General features: G+C 72.8%; 15 protein-coding genes. 5 read left to right on the forward strand and 10 right to left on the reverse strand.

All coding sequences use genetic code 11. The features are described 5' to 3' along the window. Positions 1-29 precede the first annotated feature (29 nt). Positions 30-440: a cupin domain-containing protein gene (locus ACYVOM_RS36750; RefSeq protein ID WP_460308220.1), complete on the forward strand. Its 411-nt coding sequence runs from the start codon at positions 30-32 to the stop codon at positions 438-440. A 60-nt stretch (positions 441-500) separates the two neighbouring features. Here the strand turns inward: ACYVOM_RS36750 and efeU are convergent, their stop codons facing one another. From efeU to ACYVOM_RS36770, 4 genes are all read right to left on the reverse strand, one after another. After that, positions 501-1,343 (reverse strand): iron uptake transporter permease EfeU, encoded by an 843-nt coding sequence (gene efeU, locus ACYVOM_RS36755; RefSeq protein ID WP_460308221.1) that lies wholly within the window; start codon positions 1,341-1,343, stop codon positions 501-503. Between the two features lie 20 nt (positions 1,344-1,363). Continuing rightward, entirely contained in the window at positions 1,364-2,569 is a 1,206-nt protein-coding gene (gene efeB, locus ACYVOM_RS36760) for an iron uptake transporter deferrochelatase/peroxidase subunit (RefSeq protein WP_460308222.1), read from the reverse strand. Position 2,570: 1 nt separating this feature from the next. After that, complete coding sequence (efeO, locus tag ACYVOM_RS36765; protein WP_460308223.1) at positions 2,571-3,686, reverse strand: iron uptake system protein EfeO; 1,116 nt, start codon at positions 3,684-3,686, stop codon at positions 2,571-2,573. Between the two features lie 186 nt (positions 3,687-3,872). Next, positions 3,873-4,262 carry a BlaI/MecI/CopY family transcriptional regulator gene (locus ACYVOM_RS36770; RefSeq protein WP_460308224.1) on the reverse strand — a complete coding sequence of 130 codons (390 nt, stop codon included), beginning with the start codon at positions 4,260-4,262 and terminating at the stop codon, positions 3,873-3,875. Positions 4,263-4,310: 48 nt separating this feature from the next. Here ACYVOM_RS36770 and ACYVOM_RS36775 point away from each other — a divergent pair, with 48 nt between their 5' ends. After that, positions 4,311-5,219, forward strand: a complete 909-nt coding sequence (locus ACYVOM_RS36775; protein ID WP_460308225.1) for a M56 family metallopeptidase — start codon at positions 4,311-4,313, stop codon at positions 5,217-5,219. Positions 5,220-5,282: 63 nt separating this feature from the next. Here the strand turns inward: ACYVOM_RS36775 and ACYVOM_RS36780 are convergent, their stop codons facing one another. Then, positions 5,283-7,706, reverse strand: a complete 2,424-nt coding sequence (locus ACYVOM_RS36780) for an MFS transporter (protein ID WP_460308226.1) — start codon at positions 7,704-7,706, stop codon at positions 5,283-5,285. Positions 7,707-7,850: 144 nt separating this feature from the next. Here ACYVOM_RS36780 and ACYVOM_RS36785 point away from each other — a divergent pair, with 144 nt between their 5' ends. Beyond that, positions 7,851-8,435 (forward strand): TetR/AcrR family transcriptional regulator, encoded by a 585-nt coding sequence (locus tag ACYVOM_RS36785; protein WP_460308227.1) that lies wholly within the window; start codon positions 7,851-7,853, stop codon positions 8,433-8,435. Between the two features lie 164 nt (positions 8,436-8,599). On the opposite strand, the gene ACYVOM_RS36790 is transcribed toward ACYVOM_RS36785, so the two are convergent. Genes ACYVOM_RS36790 through ACYVOM_RS36805 form a run of 4 tightly spaced genes read right to left on the reverse strand, consistent with a single transcriptional unit; the run spans position 8,600 to position 13,095 of the window. Continuing rightward, positions 8,600-10,090 (reverse strand): aromatic amino acid ammonia-lyase, encoded by a 1,491-nt coding sequence (locus ACYVOM_RS36790; RefSeq protein ID WP_460308228.1) that lies wholly within the window; start codon positions 10,088-10,090, stop codon positions 8,600-8,602. Positions 10,091-10,121: 31 nt separating this feature from the next. Continuing rightward, a complete protein-coding gene (locus ACYVOM_RS36795; protein ID WP_460308229.1) occupies positions 10,122-10,688 on the reverse strand; it encodes a beta-ketoacyl synthase N-terminal-like domain-containing protein in 567 nt (188 codons plus the stop codon). Between the two features lie 32 nt (positions 10,689-10,720). Beyond that, entirely contained in the window at positions 10,721-11,791 is a 1,071-nt protein-coding gene (locus ACYVOM_RS36800) for a beta-ketoacyl synthase N-terminal-like domain-containing protein (RefSeq protein WP_460308230.1), read from the reverse strand. After that, a complete protein-coding gene (locus tag ACYVOM_RS36805; protein WP_460308231.1) occupies positions 11,791-13,095 on the reverse strand; it encodes a cytochrome P450 in 1,305 nt (434 codons plus the stop codon). Before ACYVOM_RS36805 ends, ACYVOM_RS36800 begins: the two co-directional genes overlap by 1 nt. A gap of 116 nt (positions 13,096-13,211) precedes the next feature. Between ACYVOM_RS36805 and ACYVOM_RS36810 the strand changes: the two genes are divergently transcribed. Together ACYVOM_RS36810 and ACYVOM_RS36815 are read left to right on the forward strand one after the other, a co-directional pair. Beyond that, positions 13,212-14,732 (forward strand): acyl-CoA synthetase, encoded by a 1,521-nt coding sequence (locus ACYVOM_RS36810; RefSeq protein ID WP_460308232.1) that lies wholly within the window; start codon positions 13,212-13,214, stop codon positions 14,730-14,732. Positions 14,733-15,140: 408 nt separating this feature from the next. Beyond that, positions 15,141-15,431: a hypothetical protein gene (locus ACYVOM_RS36815; protein ID WP_460308233.1), complete on the forward strand. Its 291-nt coding sequence runs from the start codon at positions 15,141-15,143 to the stop codon at positions 15,429-15,431. 594 nt (positions 15,432-16,025) lie between these two features. Here ACYVOM_RS36815 and ACYVOM_RS36820 read toward each other — a convergent pair. After that, positions 16,026-18,899 carry an ATP-binding protein gene (locus ACYVOM_RS36820; RefSeq protein WP_460308234.1) on the reverse strand — a complete coding sequence of 958 codons (2,874 nt, stop codon included), beginning with the start codon at positions 18,897-18,899 and terminating at the stop codon, positions 16,026-16,028. Between the last annotated feature and the right edge of the window lie 12 nt (positions 18,900-18,911).

The following is an 18,911-nucleotide window of genomic DNA, read 5'->3' on the forward strand; positions in this document are numbered from 1 at the left end:
CGTTACGAGGCCGTGAAGGAGACAACACCGTGACCACGATCATCAAGGTGGCCGAAGTCAAGCTGCTCGACCGGGGCGGCGCGGTAGTGACCACCCCGCTGATCACCACGACCTCCGCGGCCGGCGAGAACCGGATCACCAGCGGCATCAGCGTCTACCCCGTCGGCTCCGGCGCCCCCCTGCACTCCCACAACTGCGACGAACACGTCACGATCCTCGACGGCGAAGCCGAGGTCCTCGTCGAGGGCGAGGCCACCCGCCTCGTCCAACACGACACCACCTACATCCCCTCCCCCATCCCCCACCTCTTCCGCAACGTGGGCACCACCCCCCTCCGCATCCTGTGGGTCTACAGCTCCGGCCACGTCACCCGCACCTTCACCGAAACCGGCGTGACCGTCGAACACCTCTCCCCCGAAGACCAGATGGGCGAGGACTGACCCGTCAGGGAACGCGAAGACCCCGGCTCGAACCGAGCCGGGGGTCTCGCGCGCATCGTCTCAAGCGGCAACCGGAGCGGCCTGGGAGCGGGCCGGGCGGAGGAACAGGTACAGCACCGGAACCGCGTAGGCGAGCCAGGTGAGGGCCTGGAGCCAGGTGACGGTGGGGGTGAGGTTGAGGATGCCGTGGAGGAAGGTCTGGAGCCATTCGCCGGGGCGCCCCCAGGAGGCGAACCAGACGGAAGGCTGGAACGCCACGGAGTCGAGGCCGGGGAGGACCTCGGCCTCCTGGAGGTCGTGGAAGCCGTAGCCGAGGACGCCGGCGGCGACGATGACGAGGGCCGCGCCGGTCCAGGTGAAGAACTTCGCCAGGTTGAGGGTGAGGCCGCCTCGGTAGAGGAGGTAGCCGAGGAGCACCGCGGTGGCGAGGCCGGCCAGGGCGCCGCCCACGGACTGGGCCGGGGAGACGTAGGAGTGGGAGATGTTCGTCCACAGGAAGAGGGCGGTCTCCAGGCCCTCGCGGCCCACCGAGAGGAAGGCCACGAAGGCCAGGGCCGCCGAGCCCGTGTCCAGCGCGGAGTCGATCTTGCCTTCGAGCTCCGCCCTGATGCCCCGGGCCGCGCCGCGCATCCAGAAGACCATCCAGGTGACGAGGCCGACGGCGACCAGTGACAGGACGCCCCCGGTGAGCTCCTGGATCTTGAAGTGGTGCTCGCTGCCGACGACGGTCTGGAGGACGAGGGCGAACAGGACGCTCAGCGCGACGGCCGCGCCGACACCCGCCCAGACCGGAACGAGGGCGCGGCGGTTGCCGGTCCTGACGAGGTAGGCGATGAGGATGCTCACCACGAGGGCGGCTTCCAGGCCCTCGCGGAGGCCGATCAGGTAGTTGCCGAGGAACATGGGGCGCCTCCGGGGGCGGGCTAGGCGAACTTGGCGAAGAGGGCGTCTCCCCAGAAACCGCCCTCTCGGACGCCGGGGGGAACCGCGTAGACACCGCTGCCCACGTGCTGGATGTACTCGTTCAGGCGGTCGGTCCGCAGGCTCGACTGGACCTTGACGAAGCCCGCCGACACGTCGCGCTGGTAGGCGAGGAAGAACAGGCCGGCGTCGAGGCGGCCCAGGCCGTCGGTGCCGTCGGTGAAGGAGTAGCCGCGCCGCAGGAGGCGGGCGCCCCCGTTGGTGTCGGGGTGGGCGAGGCGGACGTGGGCGTCGGGGGCCATCTTCGCGAGGATCACCGGGTCGTGTTCGCGGGAGCGGCCCGGGGACGCGCCTTCGCCCTTGGAGCGGCCGATGACCTGCTCCTGCTCGGTGAGGGAGGTGCGGTCCCAGGTCTCGATGTGCATGCGGATGCGGCGGGCGACGAGGTAGCTGCCTCCGGCCATCCAGGGCGTGCCGTCGGACGCGGCGGCCCACACGTGCTCGTCGAGGAGCTCGCCGTCGGTGCCGGGGATGTTGGCGGTGCCGTCCTTGAAGCCCATCATGTTGCGGGGCGTCTGGGATTCCGGCGTGGTCGAGGAGGTCTTGCCGAAGCCGAGCTGCGACCAGCGGACCGAGACCGTGCCGAAGCCGATGCGGGCGAGGTTGCGGACGGCGTGCACGGCGACCTGGGGGTCGTCGGCGCAGGCCTGGACGCAGAGGTCGCCGCCGCTGCGGGCCTGGTCGAGGTTGTCGCCGGGGAAGTGCGGGAGGTCGATCAGGGCCGCGGGCCGCGCGAGCCCGAGCTTGGTGAACATCGACGGGCCGAACCCGACGGTGAGGGTCAGCCGGGAGGCGGGCAGGCCGAGGGCCTCGCCGGTGTCGTCCGGCGGGGCGAGCGGCACCCCGTCCACGGCTCCTTCACCGACGGGCGCGCCGCGGGTCATCGCCGCGGCGGCCTCGGTCCAGGCGCGCAGCAGCGCCGCGACGCGGGCCGGGTCCTGCGTGGTGAGGTCGAAGGCGGCGAAGTGCAGGCGGTCCTGGACGGGGGTCGCGATCCCGGCCTGGTGTGGGCCGTGGAAGGCGACGACGCCCGGGTCGGCGTGCGCCGGCTCGTCTCCGGCACGGGCGGCCAGCAGGCCGGCCGCCCCCGCGAGGACACCCGCCCCGCCCGCGCCGAGCAGGGCGCGGCGGGACACGCGGGGCGCCATGTCAGGCCACCGCGGCGGCGAGCTTGGACAGGGGTTCGCCGAGCGCGTTGACGACGTCGGTCAGCGTCTTGCGGTCGGCGGAGGAGACCTTGTCGTAGGAGACGTAGCCTTCGCCCTCTTCGTGCTTCTTCAGCGCGCCGAACACGTCGGCGAAGGCGGTGTCGAGGGTGCCCGCGAGAGCCGCGTCCTTCTCCTTCACCACCGGGGAGAGCAGTTCGTAGACCTTGAAGGCGCCGTCGACGTTGGCCTTGAAGTCCACGAGGTCGGTGTGCGAGAAGGCCTCCTCCTCGCCGGTGATCTTCCCGGTGGCGACCTCGTCGAGGAGTTCCTTGGCGCCGTTGGCCATGGACGCCGGGGTGATGTCGACGGTGTGGACGCGGGTCTGGAGGTCCTTGAGGTCGGTGATCAGCTGGTCGGCGATCCCGTCCAGGCCCTTGACCGAGCCGTCGGTCCACAGCGCCTTCTCCAGGCGGTGCCAGCCCGTCCAGTCGGCCTTCTCCGCGTCGGTCAGGTCGGCTTCGCGGGCGTCCATCTTCGGGTCGAGGTCGCCGAAGGACTCCGCGACGGGCTCGACGCTCTCCCAGCCGAAGCGGGAGGGCGCGTACAGCTCCTTGGCCTTGGCGGTGTCGCCGGACTTCACCGCGGCCACGAACGCCTCGCTCTTGGTGACGGTGTCGGCGACCTGGGCGTCGATGTAGAGCCGGTAGTCGACCACGGCCTTGACCAGCCGAGGGTCGAGCGCGGCGGCCTCGCCGGACACCTTCACGTCCTGCCGGATGCCGTCGCCGACCATGCCGGGCTTGCACGCGATCTGCTGGTCCCCCGCGGGCAGCGTGACGGTGATGTCGTAGCTGGTGCCGGGGCCGATGTTCTCCTTCTCCGACAGGGTCTTGCCGTCGGGCGCGTAGAAGTAGACCTCGGTGACCTTGGAGCCCTTGTTCACCAGGGTGAAGGTGTGCGAGCCGGCCGCCAGTTCCTTCGCGGAGACCTCGCACGCGGTGTCGGTGGACACGACGGTGAGGGCGGCGGGGTCGGCGGCGGGATCAGACCCGCCGCAGGCGGTGAGGGCCGACAGCGAGACCGCGCCGGTCAGGGCGAGCAGGGGCAGGGAGCGCATTGGGGGTCTCCGCGGGGGTCGAGGCGCTTGGCGCAGAGCGCAAGCGGAAATGCTGGGCGGGCCGGAGCCGACACGCTCCGACATAGGTGAGCCTAACCTACCTTCTACAGCGTGTAAATTCACGGGGCGACCGGAGGGCCTGCGAAGACGTCGGAAATCGGGTCGTGCGAAGACGGGCCGGAGAGTTCAGTTCTCGTCTTCGTTGAGCAGGCCGCGCAGGAACTCCTCGTCCTGCTCGCTCAGCGTGCCGACGAAGCGGCGCAGCACCGAGGCGCGGTCGGGCTCCTCGGTGAGCAGGCGGCTCATCCGGCCCGCGACCAGCGCCGCGGCGTCGGAGACCGCCTCGTAGCGGTAGGAACGGCCGTCTCTGCGACGGGTCGCGGCGCCCTTGTCGTACAACCGGGTGAGGATCGTCACGACCGTGCTGTAGGACAGCTCCGGAAGCCGGTCGCGCACCTCTGCCGGGGTGAGGGCGATGCCCGCCTCGGTGAGCACCGTGGCGATCTGCCCTTCGAGCTGGCCCGCCTTCCGCCGCCCGCTCCCCCGCCTGGGGCCGGAAGGATCGGAAGTGCTCACCATTCGACCCTATCGGCAGATCCCCGACTCGGTGGGACACTGAGCAGCGTGTTCGATCATTTCGTCTGGTCAGTGCTGGTGGCGCCGCTCCTCGTGGTGGCCGCGGCCTGGGCCGTCGCGGGACGGCTCAGGCCCGGCGCGGGGGCCGCGGTGCTCGCCTGGTCCGCCGCCGGGGCCGCCTTCGGGACGGTCGCCAACCTCGCCCTCTTCAGCGCCAAGGCCGCCGCCGAGGTCCCGGTCGTGGACTCCTTCTTCGGCTGGTCGCGCGGCACCGTGCTCGCCGACACCGCGGGCGTCCCGTGGGTGTCGTGGGCGTCGGCCGCGCTGCTGGCCTGGTGCGCGGTCTCCGCGGCGCTGGTCTGGCGGCGGCACCGGCGCGGGCGGGCGGTCGCCAGGAGCCTCGCGGCGCTGCCTGCCGACGAGCGGATCGTGCTCGTGCCCGAGGACGCCCCCGACGCGTTCGCCGTGCCCGGCAGCCCGGGGCGGATCGTCGTCACCAGCGGGATGCGGGACAGGCTCACCGACGCCCAGTACGCCGCGCTGCTGGCGCACGAGCGGGCCCACCTGGACAGGCGGCACCACGGCCTCGTCCTCACCGCCGATCTGGCCGGCGCCGTGCATCCCGCGCTGGCGTGGGTCGCGCGGCGGGTCGGCTACCTCGTCGAGCGCGACGCCGACGAGCGGGCCGCGACCGAGGTCGGCAGCCGCAGCACGGTCGCCAAGGCGATCGCGGCGGCGGCGCTGGCCTCCCGGCAGGCGCCTTCGCTCGGCCTGCACATGGCGCGTCCCGGGGCCGTCCCCCGGCGCGTCACCTCCCTGCTCTCCCCGAACCGCAGGCTCCCGCTCCCCTGGGCCGCGGTCCTGCCGCTCGCGCTCGCCGCGAGCTCCGTGGTCTGGACGGGCGAGGCCGCCGTGGACTTCCAGCAGCTCCTGCACGCCGCGCACCAGGCGCGCTGACACAGAGAAGGACCCCGGCTCGGGGTGAGCCGGGGTCCTTCTCGCGTTCTTACGTGCCGGGCCTCAGCCGACCGAAGGGTCGACGCCGAAGGCGGCCCCGTCGAGACGGGTCGTCATGGCCTGGAGCTGGGCCTGGGAGACGCCGTGGGCGTTCCTCAGGTCGGCCCCGGACAGGTCGGCGCCCGTCAGGTCGGCGTTCTTCAGGCGGGCGCCCGTCAGGTTCGCGCCCTGCAGGTCGGCCCCGGTCAGGTCCACCTTGCGCAGGTCGGCCCCGGCGAGGTCAGCCCCGCGCAGGTCCGCGCCCGACAGGTCCGCGCCGCGGACGACGATCGCCGAGAGGTCGAGCTTCTGCCCGTCCTCGTGCGGCTGCTGGCCGATGACCTTCAGCGCGACGGCGACGTCGGTCGCCGGCGCCGCCGGGACGGTCTCGCCCGCGGCCGGGCTCTGCGCCTGGACGAACGCGGCGAGGACGCCCACGACCGCCTGGCGGTCGCGCGGCGAGTCGGCGGCGACCCGCTCCAGCGTGTAGACCGCGCCGGTGCGCACCTCGGCCTTGGCCGCGCCGAGCTGGCGGACCGCCTTGGTGTACTGGTCGGCGGCCTGCGCCTGCTGGGAGACGGTGACGCCGTCGCGGGCCACGTCGGTCTGGTCCTGGTCGCCGTTGAAGGCGACGAACCCGGCTCCCGCGGCGCCGATGATCACGACCGCACTGACCAGCAGCGCGTTGGCGGTCAGCCGTTCGCGCTTGGCGCTCGGGTTGAGGTGGCGCGGTCCGCGCGACGACACCCGCAGGACCTCCGGCTCGCGCTCCTCGCGGAGCGCCGCCGGGATGATCAGGCCGTCGGTGGTCTCCGACCGGCTCTCGGTGAGGAGCTGGAGCTCCCGCTCGGCCGTGGTCAGGGTGCTGACCGCGGTCATCGGTCCGGTGGTCGCCGAGGCGAGGACGGGCTCGGGCGCCGCGTGACGGCCGAGGTCCGGAGTCGTCATCTCGGCGGGCGCGACGACCGGCTCCTCGATCAGCTCCAGGCTCTCGCGGAGCATCTGCGGCTTGAGGAACAGGGCGGCGATGAGGCCGATGATCGCGATGCCGAGCGAGACCATGAAGATGTGCCCGGTGGCGTCGCCGTAGGCCGAGCGGACGATCTCCGCGAGCGGCGCGGGCAGGGACGAGACGTCGAGGTTGCCGCCCTGCGAGCCGCTCGGGGCGATGCCGATCTTGGCGAAGCCCTCCTTGATGAGGTCGGCGACGCGGGTGGCCAGGATCGCGCCCAGCACCGAGACGCCGATGGTGCCGCCGAGGGACCGGAAGAACGTGACGGACGCGCTCGCCGCGCCCATGTCGCGGATGTGGACGCCGTTCTGCACGATCAGGACCAGGTTCTGCATCGACGCGCCGACTCCCGCGCCGATGAGCGCGATGGCGACACTGATGTAGACGAGGCTGGTCTCGTGGTCGATCACGGACATCAGGCCGAAGCCCGCGATGAGGACGACGAGGCCGATGATCACGTGCGGGCGCACGTTGCCGGTCTTGCTGATGATGCGGCCGGTGACCGTCGAGGCGACCAGCACGCCGAGCATCATCGGGATGGTGAGCAGGCCCGCCTCGGTCGGCGAGTAGCCGCGGCCGATCTGGAAGTACTGGCCGAGGAAGACCGAGCCGCCGAACATCGCCATGCCGACCGCGAGGCTGGCGATGATCGCCAGCGCGGGCGTGCGCTGCTTGACGATGCGGATCGGGACGACGGGCTGCGGGTGGCGCAGCTCGACGAGGACCGCGGCGACCAGGAGCGCGATGGTGCCGCCGAGCATGGCGGCGGTCTGCCAGGACAGCCAGTCGAAGGAGTCACCGGCGAAGGTCACCCAGAGCAGGAGCACCGAGACGCCCGCCGCGATGAGGGTGGCGCCCCAGTAGTCGATCTTGACGCCCTCCTTGCGCACGTGCGTGAGGTGGAGGAACTTCTGCAGCACGACCACGGCGACCGCCATGAACGGCACCGCGATGAAGAAGCACCAGCGCCAGCCGAGGGACGAGTCGGAGATGACGCCGCCGACGAGCGGGCCGCCGACGGTGGCGAACGCCATGACGCCGCCGAGGTAGCCGTTGTACTTGCCGCGCTCCTTCGGCGGGATCATCGCGGCGATGATCACCTGCACCAGGACCTGGAGCGCGCCCGCGCCGATGCCCTGGACCGCGCGGAACGCGATCAGCTGCTCGGTGTTCTGCGCGAAGCCGCACGCGATGGTCGCCACCACGAAGACGGCGACGCCGATCTGGAGCAGCAGCTTCTTGTTGAAGAGGTCCGCGAGCCGTCCCCAGATGGGGGTGGTCGCGGTGGTGGTCAGGAGCGTCGCGGTGACCACCCAGGTGTACTGGGACTGAGAGCCGCCCAGTGAACCGACGATCTGCGGCAGCGCCACCGAAACGATGGTGCTGCTCATCAGACCGATGCCCATGACCGTGAGCAGGCCGACCAGGGATCTCATGATCTCCCGATGGCTCTTCGCCTCAGTTGCCGTGTTTGTCACCAGACGTCCCCCAAGTAACGATTGAACATCCCAAGACTACCTGCACTTTGTGCAAAGTTGCACACTGGGCAGAAACCTTGGATTTCTGCATAGCATGGGGACATGAGCAGCACCCACGGCCTGCGCGAACAGAAGAAGGCCGAGACCCGTCGAGCCGTCCACCATGCCGCGATCCGGCTGGCGTCAGAACACGGCTACGACAAGGTCACCGTCGAGGAGATCGCCGACGCGGCCAACATCTCCCGCCGCACGTTCTTCAACTACTTCACGGACAAGGCCGAGGCCATAACGTTCGGCGAGGACGATCTCTTCCGGATGCTGCTCGTCGTCGTCGACCGCCAGCCGCCGGAGATGTCCGGATGGCAGGCGCTGCGCGCGGCCGCCGAACATCTGCTGGCCCCGATGCGGCTACCCGACCCCGAGTGGGTGGAGCGCTCACGCCTGGCCCGCCGCCACCCGTGCCTTCTCGCCCGGCTCCTCGCCGGGCAGGCCGACCTGGAGCGCGACCTCGCCCAGCGCGTGAGCGACCGGGACGACTGTACCCACCAGCACGCACGGGTCGTCGCCGCGGCCTTCCTCTCCGCCATCCGGACCGGCGGCCACCTCTGGTTCGACGACGGCTGCACAGTGCCCCTCCACGACCATGTCTCGGGCGCCCTGGACGAGGTGGAACTCCCCTTCTCGTGATCACTCAGGGTGATGATTCTCACGTGAAAGTCCGTCCGTGATCATGCACGGACGAGCTTTCTCCGCCGGTCGGCGGGTGATTCGAGTCACTCGCGCACGGCAAAGCGGCGGGACCCTGGGGTCCCGCCGCCGGCCTTGCCTCCGCGGCCCTGGGCCGCGGGTCACTACTTGACCGCAGTGTCCAGGATGTCGGCCGCGTGACGGACGCGGGTCGCCCACGGCGCGTCCGGAGCGAACGCGGGCTCCAGGGCGGCCAGGAGCCGGGCGCCGTCCTCGGTGGCCGGGCGGCGGGCGCCGACCCGGACCGCCTGGACCAGCGCCACCGCGAGCGAACCGAGCAGCAGGCGCAGGGTCTCGGCCTGCTCGTGCGCGGTCAGCGCCGCCTGCGTCCCGAACGGAACGACGTCCTGGTTGTGGTGGTTGGTCGGGATGCTCTGCATGGAGGCCGGGACGGCACGGCGCCGCATCCTGGCCACCAGGGACGTCGCGGCGAGCTGGACGCCCTGCACGCCGTGGTCACGGCCCGGCAGCTCGGCGAGCACCGGGTTGAGCCCGCCGTTGCGGTGCGGGTCCATGAGCAGGTCGAGCTGCCGCTCGGCGAGGTTGGCCATCTGCGTCGCGGTCACCGACATCAGGTCCGCCGCGAACGCCACCTGCTGGCCGAAGAAGTTGCCGCCGTGCGCCACGACGTCCCGCTCAGGGAAGAAGAGCGGGTTGTCGCTCACCCCGTTGAGGTCGTCGGTGACGACCTGGCGGGCGTGCCGCAGGCTGCTCGCCGCGGCGCCCAGCAGGTGCGGGGCGCAGCGCAGCGAGTACGGCTCCTGGAGCGGCCGCTCGGCTCCCGGGACGTGGTCGGCGAGGTGCGCGCGCAGGACGGCCGCCTGCCCGGCGGTGTCGTCATGACCGAGCGCCTCGTAGATCTCCGGGACGACGAAGTCCGTCCGGCAGCCGAGGACGTCGGCCATGAGCGCGGTCAGCGCGGTGGCCGAGGCCAGGCCGCGCGACAGCGCGGTGAGCGCGAGGCCCGCCGCCGCGGCCGTCACCGACGTGCCGTTGACCAGCGCGAGCGCGTCACGCCCGGCCAGCTCCAGCGGGGCGAGGCCCGCCCCGGCCAGCGCCTCGTCGGCGGCCATCCTGACGTTGCCGAGATAGGCCTGGCCGCGCCCCTGGAGCGACCGGACGGCGTGCGCCATCGGCGCGAGGTCTCCGCTCGCGCCGACCGACCCGAACTCCGGGATGGCCGGGGCGAACGAGGTCGCCAGGGTGGCCCGCAACGCGTCGATGACGGCCAGCGACACGCCGGAACGGCCCTGTGACAGCGTCCAGACGCGGGCGAGCAGGGCCGCGCGGGCGATCTCCGGCGGGAGGTCGGCGCCCTGGCCGACCTCCAGGTGGAACAGCAGGTTCTCGCACTGGTCGGTGGCCTCCTTCTGCCCGGCGAACGTGACCAGTGGCCCGAACCCCGTCGTCGCGCCGTAGATCTCGCGGCCTTCGGCCAGGCACAGGTGCAGGAAGTCGTGGCAGCCCACGACGGCGCTCCGCGCGGCCTCGTCCAGGGTCACCTCGACGGGCGCGGCGGCCTGTTCGAGCGCTTCCGGGGTCAGCCGCGCCGGGAACACCAGCGTGGCCGTCACGGGTAGCTGGTCGACGGACATGTCTCCTCCTGGTGGTTTTGTGGACGGCGGCCTATCGGCCGGCCGCCGCCAGCAACTGGGCCCGGGCCGTGCCGGGACGGCTCGGGTGGTCGCCCGGGTCGAGTGCGACGGCCAGGACATGGTCGGCGTCGCCCGTCGTGACGAGGCGCGCCGCCCGCTCCCGGGCCGCCGCCAGCGGGGAGCCGGCGGCCAGGAGGGTCACGAAGGGTCCGGACAGGCCCCACAACGCGGCCAGGTGGCCGGGCGCGGTGCTGGGCACGTTCTGGAACAGCAGGTGCTTGGGCACCTTCCGAGGCTCGGCCGCCGCGTCGTCGATCGCCGCCTGGGTGACCACGTCGCCGCGGGTCGCGACCATGACGAGGCCGACCCGGTCACCCCGCTCCAGTGCCAGCGGCGGGACGCCGAAATGCCCGGCCAGGCAGGGTTCGGCGACCGCCATGAGCAGCGGGGCGAAGAACGACTCGTCCCACCGCGGCACCTCGGGGAGCCGCGGGTCGGCCTCGCCCGGAGGCGGCCACTGCGCCTCGGCGAGCACGGCCAGGCCGTCTGTCGGGGCCGTCTGCGGGACGGCCGGGTGCGCTTGCTTTGTCGTGTTCATGGTCGTGTTCATGGTCGTGTTCATGGTCGTGTTCATGGCGCCGCCAGGACGAGGGCGGTGCTGACACCGCCGAAACCGGTGTTGAGGCTGAGCATGTGGCCGGTCTCCGGGCGCTGCCCGGTGTCCAGCACGAGGTTGAGCGGGCAGTCGGCGTCCGCGCCGGTGAATCCGGCGTTGACCGGGAGCCGCCCGTCGCGGAACGAGAGCGCGCACACGGCCATCTCGACGAGGCCGGACCCCTCCAGGCAGTGGCCGTGCAGGGCCTTGGTGGAGCTGACCCTGACGTCCGCGGAATCCGCAGGTAGGCCGCGCAGGATGGCGGCGGCCTCTGCCGCGTCGAACGCCGGCGTGGCCGTCGCGTGCGCGTTGACGTAGCCGACGCGGGGACTCCCCGCGCGGGCCAGCGCCCGGGTGATCGCCTCGGCCGGGCCCCGCCCGTCGGCGCGCGGCCGGACCACGTGGTGCGCCTCCGAGGTGTTGCCCCAGCCGGCGACCCGCAGCCAGGCTCCGGGCTGGGCCGGCCGCGCCCCCGCGCGCTCCAGGACCGCCGCCGCCGCCCCGTCGCCGAGGATCGGCCCGCTGCGGCCCGCGCTGAACGGCCTGCTGACCTCCTCGGCGGTGAGGATGCCCGCGCTGTCGAACGCCGCGAACATGCTCGGATCGACGAAGCTGCCCCCCGCGACGACGACCCTGTCCTCGACGAGGTAGGAGATCAGCTCGGCGGCGTCGGCCAGCGCGGAGTTGGACGCGGCGCAGGCCGCGGTGTGGATCGCGGCCACCCCGCGCAGCCCGCACGCCTCGGCGAGCGCGGCGGCCTTGGCGGCGGTGTCGCGGCCCGCGTGGACGGCCAGGACCAGCGGCGTCGTGGCGCGTTCGGCGGGCGTCAGGCCCGCCTGGGCGCAGGCCTCCTCGACGAGGCCGCGCAGCGCCTCGAAGAGGTCGGGATCGCCGGGCAGCACCGCGGCGTGGTGCGCGCGGTGGTGGCGGGTCTCGAACCTGGTGACCGGCGAGACCGCCGGAACCCCCGAGGAGACCCCTTCCCAGAGCGCGTCGAGCCCCGGGCCGTAGGCGGTGAGCGCGGAAAGTCCGGTGACGTGCGCCATCACGCCACCCCCGTCGCCGCGCGGGCCGCCACCGCGTTCTCCGAGCCCGACCCGGCCGCGGGCCGGAACGTCACCGGCAGTTCGGCGAGGCCCGAGGTGACGTGGAAGCGGGTGAAGGGCCCGGTGCATCCGGGCCGCCAAGGCAGCTCGTCCAGGGGACGGGCCGGGGCGAGCTCCGACAGGCCGCGCAGGACCGTCAGGAGGACGACCCGGCAGAGGTGGGAGCCCAAGGAGGGCGACAGGCAGTGGTGCGGACCGTGCGCGAAAGCCAGGTCGTGGCCTACGTCCCGGGACAGATCGAGCCGGTTCGGTCGCTCGAACCGGCTCGGATCGCGGTTGGCCAGGCCCAGGTGGACCACCACGGCCTCCCCGGGTTCCAGATAGGCCCCGTGGAAGGCCAGCGGCCTGGTGACCAGGCGCGGCATGGGCGCGGCGACCGGTGTGGTGTACCGGAGCAGTTCCGCCATGCCGCGTTCGACCGCTTCGAGGTCGTCGGCCAGGCCCGGACGGGTCCACAGGGCGTACAGCGCGGTGGTGAGGAAGTCGGTGACGGGCTCGGTGACGGCCATGAGCGTCGCGAAGACCGTCGAGGTGAGCTCCTGGTCGTCCATGCCGGTCTCGGCGGCCAGGGCGAGCATCGCGCTCACCCCGTCGGGGCCGGGATCGCGGCGGCGCGCGGCGAGGAGGTCGTACAGGAGCGTCACCATCTCCTCGCGCTCGGCGCTGTAGCGGACCCGCTCGGGTGAGCCCTCCGGCTCGAAGAGCGGGGACGGCGCCCAGCGGGGCAGCGCGCGGATGCGGCGCATGATGTCGGCCGGATAGCCGAAGATCCCGGCGGCGATGTCGAGCACGAACGGGTGGCAGAAGTCGGCGACGAGGTCGGCCTCTCCCCGGTCGGCGATCGCGGCGAGCCGCTCGGCCGCGAGCGGCGCGGCGTCATGGGCGGCGCGGGCGATCCGCTCGGGCGTGATGGCCGCCGCGCCCAACGCGCGGAGCCTGCGGTGCGGCTCGCCGTCGGTGTTGAACATGCTGCGCACGATGCTGTCGGTGACGGGCGGCTCGGAGAACCAGAGGTACTGCTTCCACCTGTCGCCGCCCTTCTCGCTGAAAGACCGGGCGAACGTCGGCTCGCCGAGCGCCTTGCGCGCGGCGTCGAATCCCGAGACCGTCCAGACGAAGGTGCCGTCGGGCAGCGGCGCCCGCCAGACCGGAGGCTCGTCCCGGGTGTCGATGCGCTCGCCCTCCGGGCTGTGCCGCACGCGCGCGTCCATCAGCGCCGCGGTGCCCGGTCCGGCTTCCACCATGCCCACCCCTCCCACCCGCAATTACAACAAGTAACTATGATGTTGCCATCCGTAGCAATTGCCGGGATACGCAGATCCAAACGCGTACTTCCGAGACTTCACCGACGGGAGCGGACATGCGCGACCACCTGCACGACCCGCACTTCAGCACGCCCATTGACCGGAGAGAATCCGACAAATCAGCCCGTATTGCATCCTGGGTCGAGCGCCGCGCGGAACGCTCCGGCGACCGCCCTGCCCTGATTTACGGAGACTCCGCGCTCACCTACGCGCGGCTGCACGAGCGGGCCGTTCGGCTCGCGCACGTCCTGCGCGCCGACGGGGTCCGGGCCGGCGACAGGGTCGCCCACCTGGGACGGAATCGGCCGGGGTTCCTGGAGAGCCTCATCGCGGTCGGCATGCTCGATGGGGTATTCGTACCTCTTAATACACTTTTGTCGGGTCCGGAACTCGACCACCAGATCGCGGACTGCGGAGCGCGCGTGCTCCTTCTCGACTCCCTCGTACCCGCCCCTGCCCTGGCAGGTCCCGTCCTCGTCCGCCCGGTCGGGGGCGCCGAACACGAGGCGGCGCTGGCCGCCGCGTCCGCCGAACCGCTCCCCGTCACGGGCTCGGCGGACGGCCCGTGCCTCATCCTCTACACGTCGGGCACGACGGGACGGCCCAAAGGCGCCGTCCTCACCCACCGCAACGTGCTGTGGAACTGCCTGAACGTCCTGGTCGACCTCGACCTCACCGGCGCCGAGACCGCCCTCGTCGCGGCCCCGCTCTTCCACGCCGCCGCGCTCAACATGCTGGCCCTGCCCGTCCTGCTGAAGGGCGGCACCTGCCTTCTCACCGAGTCCTTCGACGCGTCGGGCGCCCTCGACCTCATCGCCCGCCACCGCGTCACCTCGATGTTCGCGGTGCCCACGATGCTGGAGCGGATGGCCGCGGCACCCTCCTTCGCGGAGGCGGACCTGACGAGTCTGCGCACCCTTCTGTGCGGGGGCGCTCCGGTTCCTCCCGCGTTGAAGGCGCTCTACGAGGCCCGGGGCGTCGCCGTCCGCGAGGGCTACGGGCTGACCGAGGCGTCCCCCGGCGTCCTGGTCGACGGCGGCGCCGGCCTCGTCCCGCACTTCTTCACCGACGTCCACCTCGCCCCCCTGCCCGGTTCGCCCGACGGCACCGGCGAACTCCTGGTCTCCGGGCCCAACGTCATGGCCGGCTACTGGGCCCGTCCTGAGGAGACCGCGGCCTCCTTCACCGGCGGTCTGCTGCGCACCGGCGACATCGTCCGCCGCGACCCCGGCGGAAGCTTCCACGTGGTCGACCGGCTCAAGGAGGTCATCATCTCCGGCGGGGAGAACATCTACCCCGCCGAGGTCGAACGGGCCCTGTCCGCGGTTCCCGGCATCGCCGAATGCGCCGTCATCGGCGTCCCGGACACCCGCTGGGGCGAGGTCGGCCACGCCCTGCTCGTCCCGGCCGACGGCACCACCCTCGACCCCGCCACCGTCCTCACCTCACTCCACGGCCACCTCGCCCGCTACAAGATCCCGCGCACCGCCGCCATCGTCCCCTCCCTGCCCCGGACCCGCACCGGCAAGCTCCACCGCACCGAGATCCGCACCCTCTACGGAACCGCCCGCCCCTGACCGAAGGCGACACCGCGATCGGTCGCCTCGAAGGGATCACCCGCGGGGAGGTCCGAACCCCTGACCTGACGCACGAGCCCGCCTCTGAGACAGAGGATTCCCCACAGGGCAACGATCTGCGATGTCGGACTCATCCCCCGCGGACCTCTGGCATGACGCCCAGGATCCCCTGCGGCGGGGCTTCGAGGCTCAGGGCCGGAATGTTCCATCCGGCTCGTTTCGACGGACAGGAGCGGCTCGGGGCGGAATGTTCTATCCGGGCCGATTCGAGCGTCAGGAGCGGCTCGGGGGCGGAACGTTCGGTCCTGATCGGTTCGAGCGTCAGGAGCGGTTCGCGGCTCGGGGGGGGCGGAACGTTCGATCCGGAGCGGTTCGAGCGGCGGGAGCGGTTCGAGTCCGGGGGGGCGGATGTCGTTCGGGCTCTTCGCGGCACTCAGCCCGGGGGCGTTCTCTTTCGCGGCCGGGGTCCGCGTCTTCCGCATGGTTCAGGAGGGGTCGACGGGGCCCGGCACGCTGTTCGCGCTCGCGGCCCTCGCCGTCCTCGCGCTCGCGGCCCTCGCCGTCCCGCCGACCCTGGTGCTGGCGCGGTCCCTGTGGGGGCGGGTGATCCTGCCGTACGCCGCGGCCTGGGCGGCGGCGTACGGCTTCGGCGTCCTGCTGCTGAGGATCGCCCGGGACGCGCTCACAGCTTCTTCTTGAGCAGCTTGAGCAGCCATCCGTCCTTGGCCAGGAGTTCTACGTGGTCCTTGGCCGCCTGCTTCACGAAATCGGGGTGCATCTCGGGTGTCTCCGCTCTTCAAGTCAGGTTTTCCGACACCCTCAATCTCGCGCTAAGCCCCGCCCCCGCACATCGGACGATTTCCTTATCTCCGCCCCCCGCCCGTTCCTAAGCCGACCGCCCCACCGGCTCAGGCCCCCTAAGGTCCTTAGGCGGAGCACCCAGCCCACCTAGGCGGCGGCGGTCGAGGCCCCGACGCACGCGCCCCGATCGTGCCGCGCGGGGTGCGGACGAGGCCGTCCGGCGCCTCGGTCGGGGCGGCACGGGATGCGGTGATGGCGCGGTCTCGCGGTCGGTGAGGCGGGGGTGTCGGGGGTGGGGGCCGGGGCGGACGTCAGGCGGCGGTACTCGCCGAGGCCGTCGGCCGCCCACCGGCGGGCGAATCGCGGCGCGGACCACGGTTCGCGGCGTGGAGCAGGGTTCGCGGCGTGGAGCAGGGTTCGCGGCGTGGAGCAGGGTTCGCGGCGTGTGCGAGCCCGCCTGGGCAGGCGGAGGCGCGGACCGGCCCGGGGGCCTCAGGCGGTGAGGCTGGGTGGGGACTCGGTGAGGACGCCCTGGCGGTGGGCGGCGGCCGCGGCCTCGGTGCGGGAGGAGGCGCCCAGCTTGGCGAGGATGTTGCTGACGTGGACGCTGGCGGTCTTGGCGGAGATGAAGAGGGCTTCGGCGATCTCCTTGTTGGAGCGGCCTTCGGCGAGGTGGCGGAGGACCTCGAGTTCGCGGGCGGTGAGGCCGTGCGCGGGGTTCGGGGCGCCGCCGAGGCGGCGGGCGAGGTCGCGGGCGCGGGCGTGCAGCGGGACGGTGCCGAGGCCGCGGGCCAGTTCGGCGGCGCGGTCCGCGTAGGCGCGGGCGGTGGCGCGATCGCCCAGGGACGCGGCGGACTCGGCCGCCGAGACCAGGGCGCGGGCGAGCGTGTGCGGCTGGCCGATCGCCTCCCAGGCGGCCAGGACCTGCGGCCAGTCGGCGGATTCGCCCGTCAGACGGGCTGCCTCGGCGCGGAAGGTGGCCTGCTGCGCCTTCTGGAGCGGGCCGTGGACGCCGGTCTGCGCGGCTCGCTCGGCGAATGGGGCGAGCTGCGCGGGGGTGGCGGCGGCGCGCGCGGCGGTGATCAGCGCAGGCCAGAGGTAGCGGGAGTCGTCGGGGCGGCCGGTGCGCGGCAGCAGCACGGCCAGGCCGTCGAGGGCTGCCGCGGCGTCGCCCCGGGCGAGCGCCAGTTCGGCCTCGACGCGCACCAGCGGCACGTACTCCTGGAGCCTCCGGTCGATGTCCCACGCGCGGGACTCCCGGCACCGCTCCGTCAGCGCGGCGGTCTCGGCCTGGTGGCCGCGGGCGAGCGCGATCTCGGCGTCGAGCTCCATCAGGTTGGCCTGGTGGGCGAGCGGCGGGTCGACCGCGAGGCCCTGCTCGACGGCGGCGCGCGCCTCGTCCCACCGGCCCAGGGAGAACAGCGACTCGGCGCGGTTGATCGCCAGGAACGACCCCTGGGTGCGGAACAGCCCCGACGCGCGCGCCTGCTCCATGCCCGCGCGGGCCACCTCGGCGGCCTCGGCGTGCCTTCCCGCGCCTTCGAGGAAGTGCGACCGGTTGACCGCCGAGCGCAGCACGAGCTGCGACAGGTCGTGCTCGCGGGCGATCCGCTCGGCCTCCTCCAGCGCGGGCGACACCGCCGCGCCGTAGGCGGTGCCGCCGTCCAGGCAGGCCAGGGTGAGCAGGGCGCTCGCCTCGGAGAAGGGGTCGCCGACCCGGCGGGCGATCTCCAGGGCGTGCGCGGCGGCCTTCGACGCCTCCTCGCTCGCCCAGCCCATGAAGATGTACTGGGCGAACCCCGCGAGGATCCGGGCGATGCCGGTACTCTCCTCCAGCCGCTCGGCCAGCCGGACCGCCTCGCGCATGTCGTCCAGCCAGCCGTCGCGGCCGGCGCGGTGCTTGAGCCTGCCGCGCCGCTCCAGCAGGACCGCGCAGCGCAGCGGATCGTCGTCGGCGATGGTGCGCAGCACCGCGGTGACGTGCTTGATGCCGCGTTCGCTGTCCCCGGCGAGGTCGGCGGCGCACGCCGCGTCCTCGGCGACCTCGGAGGCCGACCTGCCGATCTTCGCCGCGGCGCCGGGCACCCGCTCCCACAGTTCGAGGACGCGCTCCAGGAAGCGCAGCTCCTCGGCGTAGGCGGCGGCCTTCTCGGCCTGCTTGGCGGCGCGCCAGGCGCTGATCAGCGCCCATTCGACGTTGTGGGCGGCATGCCAGTGGAAGGCGAGCTCGGCCGCGGCGCGCCCGGGTGGGACGAGCGAGTCGTCGTCCTCCAGGGCCTCGGCGTAGCGGGTGTGCAGCCGGGTGTGCTCGCCCGGCAGGAGGTCGTCGTGCAGCGCCTCGCGGATGAGGGCGTGCCGGAAGGCGTACCCCTCTCCGTCGACGGCGAGGACGTTGCCTTCCACGGCGGGCCGCAGGTCGCGGGTGAGGCCGCGCTCGTCCAGCCCGCTGACGGCGGCCAGCAGCCGGTGCTCGATGCGGGCGCCGCCCGCGCTGGCGATCCGCAGCAGCTCCTGGGTGTCGTCGGGCAGCCGCTGGACGCCCGCGACGAGCAGATCCCGCAGGGATTCGGGCAGCTCGCAGGCGATCCGCCCGTCGGCCTCCATCAGCCACTCGACGAACAGGGGATTGCCGTCGCTGCGCTCGAAGAACTGCCCGACCCGGCGCGGTTCCGGCTCGCTCCCGCGCAAGTTGCCCATGAGCCTGCCGACTTCGCGCCGGGTGAGCCTGCCCAGCTCGCACCGGACGACGCGGTCGATCCGCTCCAGCCCGGCGAGCAGCGGGCGCAGCGGGTGGGCGCGGTGCAGCTCGTCGGAGCGGAAGGTGACGACGATGAGCAGGGCCGCCGCCGCGCCGAGGTTGCGGACGAGGAAGGTCAGCAGATCCCGGGAGGACTTGTCGGCCCAGTGGGCGTCCTCGACGACGAGGACGACGGGCCCGCTCGCGGAGAGCCGGTCGAGAAGGGTGAGGACCTGTTCGAACAGGCGGACCTGGAGGTAGCCGGTCTCCCCCTCGGCGATGTCGCCGAACTCCGGCAGGAGCCTGGCCAGGCCGTCGGTGCGGCCGTCGAGGAGCGCGCCGACTCCTTCGGCGCCCATCTCGCGCACCAGGGCCCGCAGCACCGCGGTGAACGGCGCGAACGGGAAGCCGTCCACGCCGAGCTCCAGGCACCCGCCGACGAGGACGCGCGCCCCTTCGGCCTCGGCGCGGGCGGTGAACTCGCCGACGAGCCGGGTCTTGCCGACCCCTGCCTCACCGCCGAGCAGGAGCGCGCGAGAGGAGCCGCGGCGCGCTTCGGCCAGCGCGTCGCCGAGCAGCCCCAGCTCGGCGACGCGCCCCACAAGATCAGAACTGAACCCGCCGGACACGCCCTTCACTAT

It is taken from the genome of Actinocorallia aurea (assembly GCF_054783995.1).

Bases quoted from the DNA above. Each gene is read 5' to 3' on its own strand.
- ACYVOM_RS36785 (WP_460308227.1), top strand. From the start codon at position 7,851: ATGAGCAGCACCCACGGCCTGCGCGAACAGAAGAAGGCCGAGACCCGT.
- ACYVOM_RS36790 (WP_460308228.1), bottom strand. From the start codon at position 10,090: ATGTCCGTCGACCAGCTACCCGTGACGGCCACGCTGGTGTTCCCGGCG.
- efeU (WP_460308221.1), bottom strand. From the start codon at position 1,343: ATGTTCCTCGGCAACTACCTGATCGGCCTCCGCGAGGGCCTGGAAGCC.
- ACYVOM_RS36810 (WP_460308232.1), top strand. From the start codon at position 13,212: ATGCGCGACCACCTGCACGACCCGCACTTCAGCACGCCCATTGACCGG.
- ACYVOM_RS36780 (WP_460308226.1), bottom strand. From the start codon at position 7,706: ATGAGATCCCTGGTCGGCCTGCTCACGGTCATGGGCATCGGTCTGATG.
- efeO (WP_460308223.1), bottom strand. From the start codon at position 3,686: ATGCGCTCCCTGCCCCTGCTCGCCCTGACCGGCGCGGTCTCGCTGTCG.
- ACYVOM_RS36815 (WP_460308233.1), top strand. From the start codon at position 15,141: ATGTCGTTCGGGCTCTTCGCGGCACTCAGCCCGGGGGCGTTCTCTTTC.
- ACYVOM_RS36795 (WP_460308229.1), bottom strand. From the start codon at position 10,688: ATGAACACGACAAAGCAAGCGCACCCGGCCGTCCCGCAGACGGCCCCG.
- efeB (WP_460308222.1), bottom strand. From the start codon at position 2,569: ATGGCGCCCCGCGTGTCCCGCCGCGCCCTGCTCGGCGCGGGCGGGGCG.
- ACYVOM_RS36805 (WP_460308231.1), bottom strand. From the start codon at position 13,095: ATGGTGGAAGCCGGACCGGGCACCGCGGCGCTGATGGACGCGCGCGTG.
- ACYVOM_RS36800 (WP_460308230.1), bottom strand. From the start codon at position 11,791: ATGGCGCACGTCACCGGACTTTCCGCGCTCACCGCCTACGGCCCGGGG.